We start from the raw sequence: 20,999 nt of genomic DNA on the forward strand, positions 1-20,999 counted from the left end.
TTAGCAAACCTTCTGGCGCTTGTGCGCCTTATTGATGGGGGCATCTGCCCGTTACGCGGTTGCCCTGTCCTAGAGAGCGAGTGCGTTTCAATATGCGTGTTACCCTAGAGCGATCAAATCTTCTCAAGTCACTCAACCACGTCCATCGTGTCGTGGAGCGTCGCAACACGATTCCGATTCTGTCCAATGTGCTTTTGCATGCCGAAGGCGCAAGCCTCGCGCTCAAGGCAACGGATCTTGATCTTGAAGTGAACGAAGCAACCGCTGCGATGGTCGAACAGACCGGAGCAACCACGGTTCCAGCGCATCTTCTCTATGATATCGTGCGCAAGCTGCCTGACGGCGCAGAAGTCATGCTGTCGACCAACCCGGATGGCGGCTCCATGTCGGTCATTTCGGGCAAGTCGTCTTTCCGCCTGCAGTGTCTGCCACAGTCGGATTTCCCGGAACTGACAGCCGGTTCATTCACACATTCCTTCCGTATCGATGCGCAGGCTTTAAAGCGCCTCATTGACCGCACACAGTTTGCGATCTCGACGGAAGAAACCCGCTATTATCTCAATGGTATCTATTTCCACGCCATTGAAAGCGACGGTGCGCTGAAGCTGCGTGCGGTTGCTACCGATGGTCATCGCCTTGCCCGCGCTGAACTGGAAGCGCCGGCGGGCACCGAAGGCATGCCAGGCATTATCATTCCGCGCAAAACGGTTGCTGAGCTGCAGAAGCTCGTTGATGTGCCGGATGTGGTTGTCTCGGTCGAGCTGTCGGATGCAAAAATTCGCTTCACGGTGGGATCGGTTGTTCTCACTTCCAAGCTGATTGATGGCACGTTCCCAGATTATCAGCGCGTGATTCCTTCAGGCAACGACAAGAAGCTCACCATCAGCCGCCAGGATTTCGCGGCTTCCGTTGATCGCGTTTCCACCATTTCGAGCGAGCGCGGTCGTGCGGTGAAGCTTTCCATTGCTGATGGACAGCTAACACTGACGGTCAACAATCCCGATTCGGGCAGTGCGACTGACGAGCTGGCGGCGGATTACGATGCGGATCCGATCGATATAGGCTTCAACTCCAAATATCTGCTCGACATCACCAGCCAGCTTTCGGGTTCTGAAGCAGTCTTCATGCTGGCAGATGCCGGCTCACCAACGCTGGTGCGCGATATGGGCGACGAAGATGTGCTGTATGTTCTGATGCCGATGCGCGTTTAGGGCATTGATATTCGGGCTCTGGCGGCCTGCAAATAGCGCTTTTCTTCGCTTCCGGTGCTCACGTACGTTTAGTACGTTGCGCGCCGGTTCTCGAAAATCACAATTTTCGGCTCGCCATAACCAGAATAGCAATAGCCCTCAAAGAAGCGAATAGTGGAAACAAGAAACAACATAGAGAGCCGTCCGGATCGAGTCTCGGTCCGGCGGCTTAAACTTTCTGACTTCCGCAATTATTCGGAGCTCACGCTGCCGCTTGGCCCGGGCCATGTGGTGCTGACCGGCGAAAACGGTTCAGGCAAAACCAATCTCATTGAGGCTCTTTCCTTCCTGTCTCCGGGCAGGGGGTTGCGGCGCGCATCCTATGATGATGTTGCGCGCACAGGCGGCCCCGAAATTAAGCATGATGGTTTTGCCATTCATGCATCACTCGATTGCATGATTTATGGCGATGCCGAAATCGGCACCGGCACCGCAGGCGGTGGCGAAGGTGGCCGTAAGGTCCGCATCAATGGCATTGCTGCATCCGGTGATGAACTCCTTGATTATGCACGCGTTCTCTGGGTTGTTCCGTCGATGGACGGGCTTTTTACGGGCGGCGCATCGGATCGGCGGCGATTTCTCGACCGCATGGTGCTGGCCATTGATACCGGTCACGGCAAACGCGTGCTTGATTATGAAAAGGCGATGCGCTCGCGCAACCGCCTGCTGAGCGACGGAAACAACGATAATCAGTGGCTGGAAGCGATTGAAAGCCAGATGGCGGAACTCGGCACTGCAATCGCTGCGGCGCGCGCTGAGGCGATGCGCATGATTGCGGCGATGATTGAGCGACTGCCCGGTGACGGTCCGTTCCCTAAAGCTGATTGCTTTCTCGAAGGATCGCTTGAACAGCGCATTGGTGTTGAAGCGGCACTTGATCTTGAAGAGGATTTTCGTCGCACGTTGCGCGACGGGCGTGTACGGGATCGGGCTGCCGGACGCACTTTGGATGGTCCGCATCGTACCGATCTCGTCGTTCAGCATCGACCTAAATCCATGCCTGCAGCGCTTTGCTCCACCGGCGAGCAGAAGGCATTGCTGATCGGACTTATTCTGGCTCATGCGCGGCTGACGGGCGAGCTCTCGGGCATGGCGCCTATCCTTTTGCTTGATGAAATTGCAGCCCATCTCGATACGGGTCGTCGTGCGGCTCTGTTCGGCATTCTTGACGATCTTGGTGGGCAGGCATTTATGACGGGCACTGACCGCTCGCTCTTTGAAGCGCTTGAAGGTGATGCGCAGTTTTTCAATGTGGCGGCAGGCGAGCTGACCAGAATTTGAGACAAAATATCCGCTGACAGACGGCTTTAACGGGCCTATGTTCAAGCATCATGAACGCATCATCAAAGCCTTTTTCATCCGAAGAGTTGGAGCGCTATGCGCGCCATATCGTGTTGCCGGAAATCGGTGGTCCCGGTCAGCAGATGCTGAAAGCTGCCCGCGTCCTTGTCGTGGGCGCCGGTGGACTTGGCGCGCCGGTACTGCAATATCTGGCTGCAGCCGGTATTGGCACGCTTGGCCTTGTCGATGACGATGCGGTTTCGCTGTCGAACCTGCAAAGGCAGGTGATCCACGACACAGAAAGTGTCGGCCAAGCGAAGGTCGACAGCGCCAAGGCTTCTATTGCCCGCATCAATCCGCATGTGAAGGTCGAAACCCATCCATTGCGGCTGAATGGCGAGAACGCACAAGCTCTCATCAGCGATTATGATGTTGTTGTCGATGGCTCGGACAATTTCACCACGCGCTACGCGCTGGCCGATGCTGCAGCCCTTGCCCAGCGTCCATTGGTAACGGGCGCGATGGGCCGCTTTGATGGCACGGTGACGGTACTTATGCCTTACGCCAATGGTGCAGATGGCAATCCCAATCCATCTTATCGCGATCTGTTTCCAGACATGCCGCCACCAGGCTCCGTGCCGACTTGTGCGGAGGCTGGCGTTCTTGGCGTCTTGCCCGGTGTGATTGGCAGTTTGCAGGCCATGGAAGTGATCAAACTCGTGACGGGTATAGGCGAGCCGCTTGTCGGTCGGCTTCTGCTTTACAATGCGTTGAACGTTCGGTTTGAAACCATTCGTTATAAGGCCCGCAAACCCAAATGACGGCCTTACGTGTTCTTCCTATCAGTTCGGATTTTGATCGTTGGGAGGAGCTCCTCCGGCTCATTCAGGAGAGTTTTGCCTATATGGATGGGGTCATTGATCCGCCATCTTCCGCGCAGCAGCTGACGGCTGATAATCTGCGAGAGAAGGCAAAAGACGAAACGGGTTTTGCAGCCTTTATCGGTGATGAATTGGCAGGCTGTGTGTTCATCAAGGAAAAGGACGATCACTTCTATCTTGGCAAGCTTGCAGTTGCGCCCGGCTTTGAAGGTCAGGGGATTGGACGTAAACTCGTGGATAGGGCCGAGCAGCAGGCAGTAGCGCGTGGTAAGCCTGTGATGGAGCTGCAGACGCGCATTGAGCTCACGCGCAACCATGCCGTCTTTGAGAAGCTAGGCTATCGCAAGGTGGCGGAAACTGCTCATCCCGGTTTTACGCGCACGACATCGATCACCATGCGCAAGGAGATCACGCGTGGCACTGACATTAACCCATGAAGAGCAGTCTATAGCAGCAGGCGCTGAGGGCGAAGGCGCTGCGATGGCCATGCGTATTGTGGCCGATACAGCACGTTTAATGGGAGCGCCGCGTCTTATCCCGATAGCTTCCGCACACATTGATGGTGCGCTCTATCATGGGGACAGCGGTACACTGCTTGCCGAAAAGCTGGTTGATGGCGGGGCGAAAGCCAAAGTGCGCGCAACGCTCAATGTCGGCTCTATCGATCTCACCGGCTGCTCGCACAATCTCTTGCCACAGCATGAGGCGGAAATGGCCAGGCGCATGATGCGCGCCTATATCAAGCTTGGCTGTGAGCCGACATGGACTTGCGCGCCTTATCAGGCGGGTCATCGTCCGGAAAAAGGAACCGATGTTGCCTGGGGCGAATCCAATGCCGTTGTTTTTTGTAACTCTGTGCTCGGTGCACGGACCAACCGTTATGGTGATTTCCTCGATATAGCCTGCGCTATTGCGGGACGGGCACCCGATTACGGTCTTCACCGGACCGAGAACCGTCGCGCAACGGTCGTTTTCGATATTTCGGCAATCGACCCCGCATTTCTTGAATCGGAAGTTGCATGGCCGATCCTGGGCAATCTATTTGGCCGCAGCGTGGGCACAAATGTCGGTGTGGTGGCGGGAGCCGGTTTGCACCCGGATGAAGATGCGCTGAAAGCCTTTGGCGCTGCCGCTGCATCGGTGGGTTCAGTCGGGCTTTTCCATGTTGCCGGTGTGACGCCGGAAGCGCCCGATCTTCAAACAGCACTTCAGTATCAGAAGCCTGAAGGCATCATCCATGTGACGCAGGAGATGATCGAGGCCACACGCAAACGCTTGTCGACGGTCGATCATGTGGATGCGATTGATGCGGTTGCTATTGGCAGCCCACATCTGTCGATTGCAGAGTTCGACCGTCTCGAACGTGCCATTGCCAGCCGCAAGCTTGCCGTGCCGCTTTATGCATGTACGGGGCGCCATGCACTTGTAGAGCTTGAAAAGAACGGGCGCAGGCAACAGCTTGAAAAAGTAGGCGTCGTGATTGTCGCCGATACTTGTGTTGTGGTTACGCCTATTTTGCCGACTAAGGATAACGCCGTTCTGATGACGAATTCGGGAAAATTCGCCCATTATGCGCCCGGCAATACCGGCTATGGCGTGCTTTATGGGTCGCTTGAAGAATGCGTTGAAAGTGCTGTCGCAGGTCGCCCAATCTTTGCGAGGCAGGCAGCATGAGTGAAACCGCTTTCACATCCTCCGTGCTTGTTGCTGGAAAAGCCGCTCAAGCCCAAGCGCTGGTTCTCTCAGCCCCCATCAGTTTCTGGGGTGGCGTCGATCCTAAAACGGGTCGGATCGCCGATGTTCGTCACCCGGAGCATGGGCAGAGCATTTCAGGCCATGTCCTGTGTTTGCCGGGCACCATCGGTTCGTCTTCTGCGGCAGCGGTGTTGCTGGAACTTGTCCACGCTGGTTTGGCTCCAGCGGCAATCGTGCTGCACGAGCCAGATGCCATTCTGCTTCTTGGCCTCATCGTTGCGCGCGAGATGGGGCACGATGTGCCGATAGCGGTCGAGTTTGACCGGGAGACCCAAAAGAAACTCGCCGGCCATCGGGTGACAGTCGGCGAGGATGGAAAGATTTCTCTAACGATTTAGAGCGCGTTTCGATCTGATTGGATCAGATCGGCGCTCTAAATATTTGTTTTAACGCGCATCTTTGCCCGAAAACCGTTTCACACTTTTCGGGAGGCGCTCTAATATTGCGTGGTGCGATCCACCACGTTTTCCAGTGTTCCGTCGCGCTCGAAAGCTTCGATCTGACGGACGATCTGTGGAACAATGGCCATTGCTGACGAGCTTGCAGCCGAATGCGGGGTGATCGTCACCTTCGGATGTGTCCAGAGCGGGCTGTCAGCTGGCAGCGGTTCCTGATTGAACACGTCGAGCGTCACAGCTGAAAGCAGACCGCGATCAAGTGCCGCCAGAATATCGGCTTCGTTCTGCAACCCACCACGACCGGCATTGATCAGCACAGGTGCTCCAAGCGGCCCATCGCTTTTCAATTGCGCAAACATGGTCATGGATAGAATGCCCTTGGTGTCGGGCGTCAAAGGCAGAAGGCAGACGAAAATATCAGCCGTTTTGAGGAACCGCGAGAAACCTTCTTTGCCGTTGAAGGTCTGAACACCCTCGATTTCCTGCGGTCTGCGGCTCCAACCGGTAACATTGAAGCCGAGCGTCTTGAGCTTGGCTGCTGCATCGCGGCCGAGAACGCCCAGCCCCATGATGCCGACGGTCACTTCATGGGCCGCTGGTTGGCGGGGGTCTTCGTGCCAGACGCGGTTCTTTTGCTGCTTGCGGTAGTTTGCGCCAAGACGATGATGATCAAGCACCTGCCAGACTACATATTCGGTCATGCGCATGGTGAGATCATCGGAAATGACGCGTACGAGCGGCACGTCCGGAATGTGCGGATCATGAAAGACATGATCCACACCAGCACCAAGTGAGAAGATCACTTTGAGATTTGGAAGATTGGTCAGCGAGCCGGGCTTCTGTTTCCAGACGAGCGCATATTCGATGCTTGGATCGGTCTCACTGCGTTCAGTCACAACATTGCGCTCAGGGGCATGCGCCTTGAAGCTATCCAACCAGATCGCTGGGTCCCAGTTGGTTATGGCTAGAAGGATGTTTCCCTTTTTATTATCTGTCATTGCCTGATTCCTCTTCCCTCGGTGGCTTCCATATGGAACGCCGCCGCCATCAGCGCTTTGGTATAGTCGGTTTTTGGATTGGCAAAGACTTCCTTTGACGTTCCATATTCGACCGCCTTGCCATTGCGCATCACCAGCACATCATTGGCCAGCGCCCGCACCACTTTCAAGTCATGGCTTATGAAAAGATAAGCGAGATCATGCTTTTTCTGCAATGTGCGCAAAAGATCGACCACCTGTGCCTGAACACTCATGTCGAGCGCCGAAGTCGGCTCGTCCAGCATGACGAATTTCGGGTTGAGCACCATGGCGCGCGCAATCGCTATACGCTGGCGCTGACCACCCGAAAATTCGTGCGGATAGCGGAAACGGCTTTCCGGATCGAGGTTTACTTCTTTAAGTGCTGCCACAACACGCTCATCACGTGCGTCGGCCGACAGTTTCGATTCGTGCACCAGAAGCCCTTCGGCGATTATGTCGGCAATGGTCATGCGTGGGCTCAGTGAGCCGAACGGGTCCTGAAATACGATCTGCATTTCGCGACGCAGCGGGCGCATGTCCTTGAAGCTGAATTTCGCAATATCGCGTCCATCGAAGCGGATTTCGCCCTGCGACGAGATCATGCGTGAGAGAGCGAGACCAAGTGTTGTCTTGCCGGAACCTGATTCTCCCACAACGCCGAGCGTCTGACCGGCACGTAAGGTCACATTGATGCCGTCCACGGCCTTCACATGATCGACGGTCTTGCGCAGGAAGCCCTTCTTGATCGGGAACCAGACGCGGACGTCCTTGCCTTCCATCACCTTCTTGGCGCTGAGATCAGCCAGCGGTGGCTCGCCCTTGGGTTCTGCCGCAAGGAGGTGCTTTGTGTATTCGTGCTGCGGATTGTCGAAGATTTCTTTGGTCGGACCTGTTTCGACAATCTTCCCCTTGCTCATCACGCAAACCCGATCGGCGATCTTGCGCACGATACCGAGATCATGGGTGATGAAGAGCATCGACATGCCCTGGGCTTGCTTCAGTTCCGCGAGGAGCTGCAATATCTGCGCCTGAACCGTCACATCGAGCGCGGTTGTCGGCTCATCGGCGATGAGCAGCTTTGGCTTGTTGGCAAGCGCCATGGCGATCATCACGCGCTGGCGCTGACCACCTGAAAGCTGATGCGGGAAGGCGGCAAGGCGCTTTTCCGGTTCACGAATACCAACCTCGTGCAAAAGCTCGAGCGTGCGTGCACGTGCCGCCTGATCGCTCATGCCCTGATGCATTTTCAGGATTTCGCTGATCTGCCGTTCCACCGAATGCAGCGGATTGAGCGAGGTCATCGGCTCCTGAAAAATCATGGTGACATCATTGCCGCGCACACGTCGCAATTCAGGCTCTGACGCCGTCATCAAATCCTTGCCGTTGAAAAGAATTTCGCCGGATGGATGACTTGCTGCCGGATAGGGCAGGAGCTTCAGAATAGACAGCGCGGAAACGGACTTGCCTGACCCGGATTCACCGACAAGCGCCATGGTTTCCCCTTCCGCGATATCGAAGGAAACGCGGTCGACGGAAATCCGCTCTTCTCCGTTCTGGCGGAATGCGACGGACAGATCGCGGACGGAAAGCAACGGTTTATTCATTGACCCACTCATTGAAACGCCTTTCGTGGATCGAATGCATCGCGTGTTGCTTCACCGATGAAGATCAGCAGCGACAGCATCAGCGAGATCACCACAAAGCCGGTAATACCGAGCCATGGTGCCTGAAGGTTGTTCTTGCCCTGCGCGAGGAGTTCGCCGAGCGAGGCAGAGCCCGGAGGCAGACCAAAACCAAGGAAATCAAGCGAGGTGAGTGTGGTGATGGAGCCGTTCAGGATGAAAGGCAGGAAGGTCAGTGTCGCGACCATGGCGTTGGGCAGAAGATGCCGCCACATGATCGTACCGTTCTTCACGCCGAGCGCACGCGCCGCATTCACATATTCGAAGTTTCTGGCGCGCAGGAATTCCGCACGCACAACGCCAACGAAAGCGACCCATGAAAACAGCAACATGATGCCGAGCAACACCCAGAACCCGGGCGGTAATATCGCTGCGATAATCAGCAGCAAATAAAGCACGGGGATCGAAGACCAGATTTCGATGACGCGCTGGAAGATGAGATCGACCCAGCCGCCGAAATAGCCCTGCACGGCCCCCGCCGTCACGCCGATGACGGCAGAAAAGAATGTCAGGATCAGGCCGAACAGCACCGAAATGCGGAAGCCGTAAAGCGCGCGCGCAAAGACATCGCGTGCCTGATCATCGGTGCCGAGCCAGTTGAAATTGCCGACAATGCAATTGGGATCATTCACGCCTTGCGGATAACGCTGACAGCGCTGCTCTTCGGTGTAAAGCCAGAACGGCTTTGAGGGAGCTGCTTCCGGAATGTCATTGTTGACGGTGTTGTAGGAATAGCGGACCGGCGGCCAGATGGCCCAGCCATTCTTGTTGATCTCGTCCTGAATGACGGGATCGCGATAATCGGTCACAGCATAAAAGCCGCCAAATTTCTCTTCCGGATAATCGACAAAAACCGGCGTCAGCAACTCGCCCTTATAGGAAACGAGAATGGGGCGGTCATTGGCGATGAACTCGGAGCAGAGCGCTGCAGCAAGCAGAAACAGAAAGATCCACAGTGACCAGTAACCGCGCTTATTGGCTTTGAAATTCTGCCAACGGCGGCGGTTGAGCGGTGAAAGGAATGGGCGCTTCACAGGCTTTGTAACTGGGGCAACTGGGGCGACCGGGGTGAGGGTGGCATCTGTCATCACACATCCCTCCGGTCAAAATCGATACGCGGATCGACCCATGTGTACATGAGATCAGATAGAAGGCTGACGAGAAGACCGATCAGCGAGAAGATGAACAGATTGGCAAACACAACCGGATAATCGCGATTGATAATCGATTGATAGCCAAGCAGGCCCAGCCCATCGAGCGAGAAGATGGTTTCGATCAGCAGAGAGCTGGTAAAGAAGGCTGAGATGAAAGCGCCCGGAAAACCGGCAATCACAATGAGCATCGCATTGCGGAACACATGGCCGTAGAGAACCTGATTTTCAGTGAGACCTTTGGCGCGCGCCGTCGTGACATATTGCTTGCGGATTTCTTCCAGAAACGAGTTCTTGGTCAGAAGCGTGGTGGTGGCGAAGGCCGAAAGCACCAAAGCCGTAACGGGTAGCACCATGTGCCAGAGATAATCGCCGATCTTTCCCCAGAACGACATCTGCGCGAAATCAGGTGAGGTCAGGCCGCGAAGCGGGAACCAGTCGAAGAACGAACCACCCGCAAAAAGCACAATCAGCAGGATCGCGAACAGGAAGCTCGGAATGGCATAACCAACGATGATGATTGCGCTGGTCCAGGTATCGAAACGCGTTCCTTCCTTGATCGCCTTGCGAATGCCAAGCGGAATCGAAATCAGATAGGACAGGAAGGTGAGCCACAGACCGAGCGAAATCGACACCGGCATCTTTTCCTTGATGAGATCGATCACGCTGATATCGCGGAAATAGCTGTGCCCGAAATCAAAGCGCATATAATTCCATAGCATCAGGCCGAAGCGTTCCAGTGGCGGCTTGTCGAAGCCAAACTGTTTCTCAAGATCAGCGATGAATTGCGGATCGAGACCCTGTGCACCGCGATATTTGGAATTGACGGAGCCGCTATCCATGCCACTCTGGCCGAAGTCGCCACCACCACCGGAAAGACGGTCCAGCGCATCGCCCCCCTGACCGGAAAGCTGCGCGATCACCCGTTCAACCGGCCCGCCGGGGGCAAACTGAACGACGGCAAAAGATATGGCCATAATGCCCAGGATAGTCGGGATCATCAGGAGAAGGCGGCGTAAAATATAGGCGCCCATCAGCTCTCAATGCTCCGGATGTTCAATATGCTCTTATGGCCTGCCAACAGCTTTTGCCTTCCTGTTCTTCGAGATTATGACGCTTCTCATGAGCATGATCTGATCCGAAAACCGGTTCCCACTTTTCGGGATCACGCTTTAATCCACCAAAGCGTCTCGACCGGAAAGCCATAATCGGGCTTTGGCTCCTTGAAACCAAAACGATCCCAATAAGCTACCAGGTGATTCGCTACCGTCCAATTTGGAATCCACTCAAGCCTGATACGCAAGTACCGATCAAGCACCCTGATCGTTGCCACCAACTCGTCTCGCGTGGAAACCTTGCCCACGTCCTCAATCAATGCGTCGATAATAGGGTCAGATGTGCCGGGGAGATTATAGCTGCCGGGTGTTTTGGCTGATTCTGAACCGAACATGCTTGTAAGCGACTCCTTTGTCGGCGTTGCACCGAACTGGATCGCCATTCCAACCATGTCATAATCGAAATCCTGAATGCGGACCTGATATTGGCTCGGGTCCACCAACCGCACACTGGCATCAATGCCGATGGCGCGCATTTTCTGAACAAGAGGATTGTAGACACGATTGAAAGATTCGGAATTGCTCAGAATTTCGAGCGTGAACTTTTCACCGTTCTTGCTGTGAAACTGGCCTTTGCTACGCTCAAAACCGGCGGCTTCCATCAGTTCGATAGCCCGCGAAAACTGCTTGCGATCACGGCCTGTACCATCCGAAACAGGCATGACAGGGACTTCACCAAAAGCCGCTTCGGGAATTTTGCCCCGATATCGTTCAAGGACCTTCAGCTCGTCGGTCGTCGGCATACCCACGGCCTGAAAGTCCGAGCCGTTGAAGTTGGATTGCGACCGCTGATAGGTGTCATAGAACAGATTTGCGTTGGTCCACTCGAAGTCGAAGCAGAGATTGATCGCTTCGCGCACGCGCGGATCGCGGAAGCGCTCACGGCGCTGGTTGATCGCCCAGGCCTGCATGAGCGGGCGCTTTTCCCTCGGAAACGTGCGCTTGATGATCTTGTTCTGCTGAACCGCAGGGAAATCATAAGCTGTGGCCCAGTTCTTTGCCACGCTCTCGGATCGAAAATCGATGTTGCCCTTTTTGAAAGCTTCGAATTCTGGCTGTCGATCACGGTAGAACTCAATGCGGATGCGGTCGAAGTTGCTGGAACCGCGCTGCACCGGTAAATCCCTGGCCCAATAATCATCAACACGGTCATATTCAATCGCTTGCCCGGCAGAAATTTTACCGACGCGATAGGCACCAGATCCAAGGATCGGTTCCAGGCTTGCCGCGTCAAAGTTTCGCTCCCTGAACCAGTCTTTTGACAGGATTGGCAGTGTAACCGCGTCGAGAATGGCATTGGGGCCACGCTCAGCGGCGAAATGCATCTGCACTTCGCTTTTGCTGGTTTCTTTCACGGCTTCGAGTGCTGCAAGTGTCTGCTTTATTTGCGGATGGCCCTTTTCCTTAAGCGTCTCGTAAGTGAACACGACATCCTTCGCCTCAATTGGCGAACCATCGTGAAAACGGGCTTCCTTACGCAGCTTGAAGAGGCAGGTCTGACGGTCCTTGGACAGGGTCACACTTTCGGCAATTAGACCATAAACAGCGTCAGGCTCATCAAGAGCTGACACCATCAGGGTGTCGAATGTCAGCTCCATGCGCGGCGGTGCATCACCCTTGAAGGCCAGCGTGTTGAGCGTATTGAAAGTCTCTGTGTTCTGATTCCACACCCAGGTGGATGGGGCCAGCGTGAAGGTGCCACCTTTGGGCGCATCCGGGTTCACGTAGTCGAAATGGGTGAAATCGGGCGGATATTTCAGTTCACCGAAGGCAGATAGACCATGCAGGGGCTTGTCTGTGGGAAGCGTTGCAAAGGCTTTTCCCGGAAGGCAGGCCGCGAGAGCGGCGCTGCCTGAAAGTCCGAGAAAATGGCGGCGGTTGAGATGAAAGCCCGGCATCGGAAGACGTCCTTAAAGCATTTTCAGCAAAAGTGCGAAGCGGTTTTGCGTAGGATAATGCGTAAAAACAAATAGATAGAGCGGTTTCAACTATTCAATCTTGATTGAGGCCGCTCTAGTTGGAGCTGTTTTTAAGCTTGGCTTCCTTCGCGGGATCGATCCACCACGAAAATGGATCAATCCCGAGATAATCGGGTTGCTGTTCCGGCATGCCGAATTTGTTCCAATAGGCGACGTTGATATGGTCTGAATACCATTGCGGAATGACGTAGTAGTTCCAAAGCAATGCACGGTCGAGCGCGTGGCTCGCAGCCACCAGCTCTTCACGATCCTTGGCATAAATGACGCGGTCGATCAGCTTGTCGATGGCCGGATTCTTGATACCCGCATAATTGCGGCTTCCTTTGAAGTCAGCTGCTTTCGAACCCCACATATCCCGTTGCTCATTGCCGGGAGAGGCTGTCTGTGGGGTCAGGGACGATACAACATCATAATCGAAATCATTCACTCGGGCCTGATATTGTGCTGCATCAACAGTGCGGATCTGCGCATCAATGCCGATTTTCTTCAGGTTCTGGATATAGAGATTGTGCACGCGCTCGAAGGCGCCACCGTCATTCAGAAATTCGATTGTGAACTGCTGGCCATTGGCATTAACAAGTTTGTTGCCCTGCAGTTTCCAGCCTGCTTCGCTAAAAAGCTGCAGTGCCTTGCGCAGATTATCGCGTGTTGCCTGTGGTGTGTCATAAACCGGCAGCTTGAATTCTTCCGTCAGCGCTTCCGGCGGAAGCGAATCCTTCACGGTTTCAAGAATTGCTTTTTCTTCCGGCGTCGGTGGTCCGCTCAGCTGCAGCTCATTGCCAGCGAAATAGCTGTTGATCCGGACGTACTGATTAAAGAACAGCAGGCGGTTCATGGATTCAAAGTCGAAAGCATAAGTCAGTGCCTGCCGCACTTTCGGGTCTTTGAACTTGTCCCTGCGGGTGTTGAGGTAATAGCCCTGCATTCGGCCAACGGCGTTGAACGGAAAAGACTCCTTGACGACATCGCCGCGCTGCACCGCTGGGAAATTATACTGTTCCATCCAGCGCTGAATGCGGTTTTCCTGCCGGTAGTCATACTGACCACCTTTCTTGAAGGCTTCCCATGTTGCATCTTCGCTTAAATAATATTCGTAGCGCACTTCATCGAAGTTGTTGCGCCCGACATTGACCCCGAGGTCCTTGCCCCAGTAATCGGCAACACGTCCCCATACGATAGAGCGACCCGGAACCATGCTCTTGATCTTGTAGGCGGCCGATCCGAGTGGAATCTCCAGCGTGGGACGGCTGATGTCACGCTGCTTGCCTTGCGCGTCCTTGCCTTCCCACCAATGCTTGGGCAGGATTGCGAGCTGTCCCACGATCTGCGGCAGTTCGCGGTTGCCTGTCTGAGAGAAGGTAAACTTCACCTCATGGTCGCCGGTCTTCTCGGCTTTCTCCACGTCGCCATAATATTTGTTATATAGCGGTGACTGCTTCTTGAGAATATCAAATGACCAGATCACATCTTCAACGGTAATCGGCTCCCCATCATGCCACTTGGCATCGGGATTGAGCTTGAACTTCACCCATGAAAAGTCGTCGGGATACTGCAAAGCCTCCGCGATCAGCGGATACTGCGTAGAGCCCTGATCGAGTGCATCGGTCATCAATGTATCGTAGAGCATTCCGCCACCGAAATCGGCGAGGCCCGCTGCGGCAACACCTTGAACCACGAATGGATTGAGACTGTCGAACGTGCCGACGGCAACCTGATTGAGGGCGCCGCCTTTGGGTGCATCAGGGTTCACATAGTCGTAATGCTTGAAATCAGCCGGATATTTGGGCTCGCCTATGAGGCTTGAGGCATGTCTCCATTGCGGCTCGGCATCTGTTGCGTAACTAAACGATACCGTGCTTGCCAGCATGGTGACTGCAAATGCTCCCGCCCAAAAACCTCTCATCCAGCATCTCCGTTTCTGCTTCGGATAGTGTTGGATTGATTCTTATGGGTTTTTGCGGAGGAAGAAAGGCGCAAGTTGAAAAAACATACTCGCAATAAAAAAGCCGGGTCAAAACCCGGCTTTTTTTCGATATTACAATCGGCCTTAGTTGGCTGGTGCCGGCTGTGCCGGAGCTTCGCCATTGCCCGCAGGGGCCGGTTCGGCAGGCTTCTGTTCACCGGCTGGAGCTTGTTCCGCAGGCTTTTCAGCTTCGCCTGCAGGTGCTGCACCTTCTGGTTTGGCTTCGCCGCCCGCAGCTGGTGCCGCATCGGCGGTTGGAAGTGGCGCTGGATTGTCCGACAATGTACGCAGATAAGCGATCAGATCGGCACGCTCATTGTCCTTCTTGTCGCCGGCAAAGCCCATGGCCGTGCCCTTGATGAAGCCCTTTGGTGAGGTGAGGAACTTGTTGAGATGTTCATAATCCCACTTGTTGCCGCCCGCGCCAAATTCCTTCATTGCAGCCGAATAGCCAAAGCCTTCAACAGAGGCAGCCGGACGGTCCAGCACATCCCACAGATGTGGTCCAACCTTGTTGGCGCCACCCTTTTCACCCGTATGGCATGCTGCACAACGCTTGAAGACGGTTGCGCCGCGTGCCGGATCAGCGGATTGCAGCAATGTGGCAATCGACACTTCTTCCTTGGCTGGTGCAGCTTCACCACCAGTTGCAGCCTCTGCCGCTTCAATTACGAAACCTGGCTTTTCAGGGGCTGGCGCATGAAACAGCGTATCGGACAGAATGCCCGTTGTCATGACAACAAAAACCGTTGCCAGAAAAGCCATGATAAACTTATTAGTCCGGGTTGAATTCATCGCCGGTCAGCGCTCCCTCTACTCAACGCCCTCCAAAGCCGGCATGCAAAACCTGTGTTAAAAGGCTGGCAAGTCTCTCCCCGGCATTGGGCGGAAACTAGGTCTTTTACAGGGGGGGTGCAACACCTATAAGGGGGGCTAGCCCCGTGACTTTTTGACACTTTTGCTGCATTTGCTGTGCAGCTAAAGGTCGCCAGGAAGCCCCATCTGACCTTTTACGGCCAAATCAAACACCAAGAGGCAATCATGCTTCAGACTTTGAAAACACTGACACTTATACCGGCACGAATGGCTTCCACACGCCTGCCGAACAAGCCATTGGCCGATATTTGCGGCAAGCCGATGATCGTGCATGTAGCAGATCGTGCGGCGGCAGCATCTCTTGGACGCACTGTGGTTGCGACCGATAGTGACGAGATTTTTGCAGCTGTTCGGGCGCATGGTCATGAGGTCATCATGACGCGTGGCGATCATGAATCGGGGTCTGATCGCATTTATGAGGCGCTTCAGAAAGTCGATCCCCAGGGTGAAGTCGAGGCGATCATCAATGTGCAGGGGGATCTGCCGACGATTGATCCGGATATCATCCGCCGCGCACTTCTGCCGCTCGAGAATGGGCCTGCCGACATTGCGACGCTCGGCGTCGAAATCGAGGAAGAATCGGAAAAGACCAATCCGAGTGTGGTGAAGATTGTCGGTTCCCCGCTTGCGGATAACAACCGCCTGCGTGCACTTTATTTTACGCGCGCCACAGCACCCTACGGCGATGGTCCGCTCTATCATCATATTGGCCTTTATGCATATCGCCGCGCGGCGTTAGAGCGTTTTGTGAAGATCGGGCCGTCTCCGCTTGAAAAGCGCGAAAAGCTGGAACAGCTGCGTGCGCTTGAAGACGGAATGCGCATCGACGCAGAGATCGTCAGAACAGTCCCGCTGGGCGTTGATACGCAGGCTGATCTTGACCGGGCACGCGAAATTATCGCAAAGGGTTTATGATAAACACGCTCTGATTGTTACGGAGCATTTGAGAAAGTACGAACACGATGAAGACCAACCGGATTTCCTTTCAGGGTGAAGCGGGTGCCAATTCTGATACGGCTTGCCGCAACATGTTTCCCGATATGGAGCCTTTGCCGTGCCCGACTTTTGAAGATGCATTTAATGCGGTCGAAAGCGGTGCTGCCGATCTTGCGATGATTCCCATCGAGAACACGCTTGCGGGTCGTGTTGCAGATATTCACTATCTGCTGCCGCTCGCTGATATGCATATCGTTGGCGAATATTTCTTGCCGATCCACTTCCAGCTCATGGTGCTTCCCGGCGTCAAACGCGAAGAGATCAAGACGGTTCACAGCCATATCCATGCGCTGGGCCAGTGCCGCAAGGTTATCAGGCAGAATGGCTGGAAGCCGGTGATTGCTGGCGATACGGCAGGTGCTGCCCGCCTTGTGGCTGACATGAAAGATCGCTCAATGGCAGCGCTTGCGCCAAGCCTTGCAGCCGAACTTTATGGTCTCGATATTCTGGAAGAGAATGTCGAGGACGCGGAAGACAATGTGACCCGCTTTGTCGTGCTCTCGAAGACGAAGAAATGGGAGCCGCGCCCGGAAAAAGACGAGCGGATTATTACCACTTTCGTTTTCCGTGTACGCAACGTGCCCGCCGCACTTTACAAGGCAATGGGTGGCTTTGCGACCAATGGCGTCAACATGACAAAGCTCGAAAGTTATCAGCTGGGGGGCCGGTTTATCGCGACACAATTCTATGCTGATATCGAGGGCCATCCAGAAGACCGTAATGTGCAGCTTGCTCTGGAAGAGCTTGAATTCTTCACCAAGGAAGTGCGCATTCTCGGCGTCTATAAGGGCAGCGATACGCGCGGTACACAGCTGTTGGCAGCGGAATAATTAGAGCGCGTTTCGATCTAGAGCATTTCCTGTTTTTCTTGAATCATTGGAAATGCTCTATCTCTTTGTTTTTTCGCATTATCCGACGCAAAACCGCTTCGCACTTTTGCTGGAAATGCTCTAATTGAATCAGATCGGCGCTCTAATCATTTGTTTTAACGCGCATCTTTTCCGAAAATCGTTTCACCCTTTTCGGGATGCGCTCTAATCTTCTGCCCAGGCTCTGATCAGATGGGTTGCGATGGCTCCGGTTGCCGGGACGCGCAGCCCATTTTCATGTGTGCCAGCAAGCATGGCGCGCACTTCAGCTTTCTCGAACCAGCGACCGTCCTCAAGCTCCGAGCGGTCGATTGTGAAATCGTCTGACAATACTTCGGCATGGCAACCGATCATCAGCGAATAAGGAAATGGCCATGGCTGGCTCGCGTGATAGCCAACGCGGCCGATCGACAAGCCCATTTCTTCAAAGCTTTCACGACGCACCGCGGCTTCAATTGTCTCGCCATGCTCGATAAAGCCTGCAAGGCAGGAATAAGATCCGGCGGCGAAGTGGGCACTGCGTGCCAGAATGCATTTTTCACCACGAATGGGCAGCATGATCGCGACCGGATCGGTTCGCGGGAAATGCTCGGCTCCACAATTCGGGCAGACACGCTTGGCACCACCGGCACGCATTTCGCTTTTTGTGCCGCAACGTCCGCAAAAACGGTGATTGCTATGCCATGCTGTTAAAGCAGCAGCCTGCGCCAGCGCACCGACGATATCAGCGGGCACAAGCCCTTCCATATAGATGCTGCGATAGTCCTGTGCCTTATAGGGAGCCTCAAGCTGGTCCGGATCAAGCGGAGCCATGAGTGCCACCAGTGGTGCACCGTCCTGTAACCCCAGCAGTACCGGTTCATGCAGATCAGACGAAAAAGCTTGAGCCTCTTTCAGTGTAAAGAGTGCGCGCGGAGCGCTCTCTTTTGTGTAATCGAGCAACAGCCTGTTGCTGCCCAGAATCATCACCCGTGTTTCTGGTAGTTCCAGCGCGGTGAAGGCCGAATCATCCTGTCGCTTTTCAGAAAGACGGTCGATGCGGTTGCCAGCAAAGCCGACGAGACGGCTCGGTTCAATTTCCGGCAGGTCGTAAAGGCGAAAAGCCATGATTTTCTCTGGAATGGTTTTCTTTGTGGAGGGCAAGCTGGAGGGATATCAGAGCGCTGCGCGGATCTTTTCGATCAGCGAATATGCATCGGCATCATGATAAGTTTTGCGGGTGCCATGACCCCAGACGGGGCCGGGCCAGCCAGCATCGCCTTCATTGCGTGCGATAACATGGATGTGGAGTTGGCGGACAATGTTGCCCAAAGCGCCGGTATTGATCTTGTTGCAGTCGGTTGCCTTCTTGAGTGCTTGCGAAACGATCGCGGCTTCAAAAGTCAGCATTGTCTGATCGAGTGGCGTCATATCGTGAATTTCGGCAAGTTTCGCACGGCGCGGCACGAGGATCAGCCAGGGCCAGCGCTGGTCATCCATCAATCGCAGCTCGCACAAGCCGAGCTTGGCGACTGAAAAAGTATCGGCATCGAGCCGCTTATCGAGTTCAAACTGTTCCATATTAGAATTATTATCATTTTTTTCTTCTCTACGCTCGCTTTTTGCGTGGTGTCCGCCTTGCTTTTTGCTTCGTAATTGACGATATGCAGCGTGGGAGGTTGGTGGTGGACGAGCCACTCGCCAACCGGGTCAGGTCCGGAAGGAAGCAGCCCTAACGAGCCAGGCACGGGTCGCCGTGCCAGCCTCCCACTTTTTCTTTCACGATTGATGGTCTTTCACAACGTTAGAGCGCCGTGCGCCTTCTTGAGCGCTAGACAAGGACGCTCTAAGCTATTGATCCATGCATCGGCTGTTGATTGGCAGTAAACCACTGTCGAAGACACTTTCGTCTCCGGTCCAAACTGTTTAGAGTTTTAGGGTCGGAAAAAAGCGAACAGGGAACGGAAGGGTCGCAATGGACACAAAATCCACAGACTTGGCCGCCGATGGCGCCTATCGCGTTCTGGCCCGCAAATACCGTCCCCAGAATTTCAATGATCTGATCGGTCAGGAGCCGATGGTCCGCACGCTGAAAAATGCGTTCGAGACGGGCCGCATCGCGCAGGCCTGGATGCTGACCGGCGTGCGCGGCGTGGGCAAGACCACGACTGCACGTATTCTGGCGCGCGCGCTTAATTACAAGACTGATTCTATCGATCAGCCGACGATTGACCTCTCTGTTATGGGTGAACATTGTCAGGCGATCATGGAAGGCCGCCATGTCGATGTGATCGAAATGGATGCGGCGTCGCATACAGGTATCGACGATATTCGCGAGATCATCGAGCAGGTGCGCTATCGTCCCGTTTCGGCACGCTACAAAGTCTATATCATCGACGAAGTGCACATGCTGTCCAATCAGGCCTTCAACGGTCTGCTGAAGACGCTCGAAGAGCCGCCGCCGCACGTCAAATTCATCTTCGCAACCACCGAAATCCGTAAGGTGCCGATTACGGTTCTGTCGCGCTGTCAGCGTTTTGATCTGCGCCGAATCGAATCAGGCACCTTGGCCGCTCATCTCCGTCGGATTGCGGAAGCCGAACAGATTGAAGTCGATGACACATCGCTTGCGATGATTGCGCGTGCGGGCGAGGGCTCTGCGCGTGATTCGCTTTCCATTTTCGATCAGGCCATTGCCCATGGCGCAGGCCATGTGTCGGCAGAAGCTGTGCGCTCAATGCTCGGTCTTGCTGATCGCGCCCGCATTATCGATCTGTTTGAAATGCTGATGCGTGGCGATGTGGCCGGTGCTTTGACCGAGTTTCGCGCGCAATATGATGTGGGGGCCGATCCGTCGGTCGTACTGACTGATCTTGCAGACTTCAACCATCTGGTGACGCGTCTGCGGTTTACGCCGGACGTGGCAGAAGATGTGTCGCTTTCGGAAGACGAGCGCGTTCGCGGTCGCGATTTTTCGCAAAAACTCTCAGTGCGCGTGCTTTCGCGGACCTGGCAGATGCTGCTCAAGGGCATTGCGGAAGTGGATACGGCAACGCGGCCTGTGCAGGCGGCAGAAATGTTGCTGATCCGTCTGGCACATGCAGCCGACCTGCCAACGCTTGATGAAGCGTTGAAAGGGCTGGAAAACGGTTCGGTTTCTGCACCGCGTCCGCAATCTCCGAGTGGCGCAAGGCCGAATAACGGCTCTCAGCCTGAGGCACGAGCAAGTACGGATGCAATCGCCTCTTCCATGATGCCTGCATCGGGTGGCCCTGCGACAGCCATGCGTCTGGTCGAGACGCAGCCGCAATCGGTTGAGCTGCCTGCTCCGCAGCAGTTTGTCGATAACACGCCACAGTCTTCGGTTCCGATCAACAGCCTCAACGACATTGTGGGACTGGCGGATAAGTTCCGCGACATGCAGTTCAAGATTCTGGTCAAGAACTGCGTTCGATTGTCATCCATCGCCCCCGGACGGCTTGAAATCGGCTTGACCGACGATGCACCGAAATCATTGCCGAGCGATATCTCGCAGCGCCTTCTTAACTGGACTGGCATTCGCTGGGTTGTCACAGTTGCACGCGATGTTTCAGGGCAGACAGTCGCCGAGGCAGAAACCGAGCGTCGCGACAACCTTGTGACCGACGCGCGCGCCGACCCTGATGTCGCCGCTATTCTGGCTGCTTTTCCGGGCGCAAAGATAACTGACGTCCGCATTGCCGTTGCAGAACAGGGCGACGATGACGATATAGACCTCGATACGGTTGAAGACGTGCCTGGCACGCCTTCTGAAGACGACTGAATT

General features: G+C 54.8%; 18 protein-coding genes and 1 other RNA gene. 10 read left to right on the top strand and 9 right to left on the bottom strand.

Annotated elements, in window-relative coordinates:
• The first annotated feature begins 92 nt into the window (after positions 1 to 92).
• The 6 genes from dnaN to CEV33_RS14785 all read left to right on the top strand — a co-directional run bounded on the left by dnaN (position 93) and on the right by CEV33_RS14785 (position 5,505).
• Entirely contained in the window at positions 93 to 1,211 is a 1,119-nt protein-coding gene (dnaN, locus tag CEV33_RS14760) for a DNA polymerase III subunit beta (RefSeq protein ID WP_094541733.1), read from the top strand.
• A 153-nt stretch (positions 1,212 to 1,364) separates the two neighbouring features.
• Entirely contained in the window at positions 1,365 to 2,531 is a 1,167-nt protein-coding gene (gene recF / locus CEV33_RS14765; protein ID WP_094541191.1) for a DNA replication/repair protein RecF, read from the top strand.
• A 50-nt stretch (positions 2,532 to 2,581) separates the two neighbouring features.
• The gene (locus tag CEV33_RS14770) at positions 2,582 to 3,352 is read left to right on the top strand and encodes a molybdopterin-synthase adenylyltransferase MoeB (RefSeq protein WP_094541192.1); all 771 of its coding nucleotides are present in this window, start codon (positions 2,582 to 2,584) and stop codon (positions 3,350 to 3,352) included.
• Entirely contained in the window at positions 3,349 to 3,849 is a 501-nt protein-coding gene (locus CEV33_RS14775) for a GNAT family N-acetyltransferase (protein WP_094541193.1), read from the top strand. The genes CEV33_RS14770 and CEV33_RS14775 overlap by 4 nt, the downstream gene beginning before the upstream one ends.
• A complete protein-coding gene (locus CEV33_RS14780) occupies positions 3,827 to 5,086 on the top strand; it encodes an aconitase X (RefSeq protein ID WP_208620204.1) in 1,260 nt (419 codons plus the stop codon). Before CEV33_RS14775 ends, CEV33_RS14780 begins: the two co-directional genes overlap by 23 nt.
• The gene (locus tag CEV33_RS14785) at positions 5,083 to 5,505 is read left to right on the top strand and encodes an aconitase X swivel domain-containing protein (RefSeq protein ID WP_094541194.1); all 423 of its coding nucleotides are present in this window, start codon (positions 5,083 to 5,085) and stop codon (positions 5,503 to 5,505) included. Before CEV33_RS14780 ends, CEV33_RS14785 begins: the two co-directional genes overlap by 4 nt.
• 98 nt (positions 5,506 to 5,603) lie before the next feature.
• Here the strand turns inward: CEV33_RS14785 and CEV33_RS14790 are convergent, their stop codons facing one another.
• The 7 genes from CEV33_RS14790 to CEV33_RS14820 form a co-directional block, all read right to left on the bottom strand.
• Positions 5,604 to 6,563, bottom strand: coding sequence for a 2-hydroxyacid dehydrogenase (locus CEV33_RS14790; protein WP_094541195.1), 960 nt, complete (start codon positions 6,561 to 6,563; stop codon positions 5,604 to 5,606).
• Positions 6,560 to 8,188, bottom strand: a complete 1,629-nt coding sequence (locus tag CEV33_RS14795) for an ABC transporter ATP-binding protein (RefSeq protein ID WP_094541196.1) — start codon at positions 8,186 to 8,188, stop codon at positions 6,560 to 6,562. Before CEV33_RS14795 ends, CEV33_RS14790 begins: the two co-directional genes overlap by 4 nt.
• An 8-nt stretch (positions 8,189 to 8,196) precedes the next feature.
• Complete coding sequence (locus CEV33_RS14800) at positions 8,197 to 9,354, bottom strand: ABC transporter permease (protein ID WP_094541197.1); 1,158 nt, start codon at positions 9,352 to 9,354, stop codon at positions 8,197 to 8,199.
• Positions 9,354 to 10,451, bottom strand: coding sequence for a microcin C ABC transporter permease YejB (locus CEV33_RS14805; protein ID WP_094541198.1), 1,098 nt, complete (start codon positions 10,449 to 10,451; stop codon positions 9,354 to 9,356). Before CEV33_RS14805 ends, CEV33_RS14800 begins: the two co-directional genes overlap by 1 nt.
• A 131-nt stretch (positions 10,452 to 10,582) precedes the next feature.
• Positions 10,583 to 12,430: an extracellular solute-binding protein gene (locus CEV33_RS14810; protein ID WP_094541199.1), complete on the bottom strand. Its 1,848-nt coding sequence runs from the start codon at positions 12,428 to 12,430 to the stop codon at positions 10,583 to 10,585.
• 115 nt (positions 12,431 to 12,545) lie between these two features.
• A complete protein-coding gene (locus CEV33_RS14815) occupies positions 12,546 to 14,414 on the bottom strand; it encodes an extracellular solute-binding protein (RefSeq protein WP_094541200.1) in 1,869 nt (622 codons plus the stop codon).
• Positions 14,415 to 14,558: 144 nt separating this feature from the next.
• The gene (locus CEV33_RS14820) at positions 14,559 to 15,269 is read right to left on the bottom strand and encodes a c-type cytochrome (RefSeq protein ID WP_094541201.1); all 711 of its coding nucleotides are present in this window, start codon (positions 15,267 to 15,269) and stop codon (positions 14,559 to 14,561) included.
• 246 nt (positions 15,270 to 15,515) lie between these two features.
• Here CEV33_RS14820 and CEV33_RS14825 point away from each other — a divergent pair, with 246 nt between their 5' ends.
• Both CEV33_RS14825 and CEV33_RS14830 read left to right on the top strand, forming a co-directional pair.
• The gene (locus CEV33_RS14825; RefSeq protein ID WP_094541202.1) at positions 15,516 to 16,265 is read left to right on the top strand and encodes a 3-deoxy-manno-octulosonate cytidylyltransferase; all 750 of its coding nucleotides are present in this window, start codon (positions 15,516 to 15,518) and stop codon (positions 16,263 to 16,265) included.
• A 47-nt stretch (positions 16,266 to 16,312) separates the two neighbouring features.
• Complete coding sequence (locus CEV33_RS14830; RefSeq protein WP_024898303.1) at positions 16,313 to 17,176, top strand: prephenate dehydratase; 864 nt, start codon at positions 16,313 to 16,315, stop codon at positions 17,174 to 17,176.
• 204 nt (positions 17,177 to 17,380) lie between these two features.
• Here the strand turns inward: CEV33_RS14830 and nudC are convergent, their stop codons facing one another.
• The gene (nudC, locus tag CEV33_RS14835; RefSeq protein WP_094541203.1) at positions 17,381 to 18,322 is read right to left on the bottom strand and encodes an NAD(+) diphosphatase; all 942 of its coding nucleotides are present in this window, start codon (positions 18,320 to 18,322) and stop codon (positions 17,381 to 17,383) included.
• A 48-nt stretch (positions 18,323 to 18,370) separates the two neighbouring features.
• Entirely contained in the window at positions 18,371 to 18,775 is a 405-nt protein-coding gene (locus CEV33_RS14840; RefSeq protein WP_094541204.1) for an HIT domain-containing protein, read from the bottom strand.
• A 93-nt stretch (positions 18,776 to 18,868) separates the two neighbouring features.
• On the opposite strand from CEV33_RS14840, the gene ffs reads away from it, so the two are divergent.
• Both ffs and CEV33_RS14850 read left to right on the top strand, forming a co-directional pair.
• Positions 18,869 to 18,965: signal recognition particle sRNA small type (ffs, locus tag CEV33_RS14845), an RNA gene on the top strand.
• Positions 18,966 to 19,169: 204 nt separating this feature from the next.
• Positions 19,170 to 20,996 (top strand): DNA polymerase III subunit gamma/tau, encoded by a 1,827-nt coding sequence (locus CEV33_RS14850; protein WP_094541205.1) that lies wholly within the window; start codon positions 19,170 to 19,172, stop codon positions 20,994 to 20,996.
• The last annotated feature ends 3 nt before the right edge of the window (positions 20,997 to 20,999 follow it).

Source organism: Brucella grignonensis (genome assembly GCF_002252505.1).
In the GTDB taxonomy this organism is placed as follows: Bacteria; Pseudomonadota; Alphaproteobacteria; order Rhizobiales; family Rhizobiaceae; genus Brucella; species Brucella grignonensis.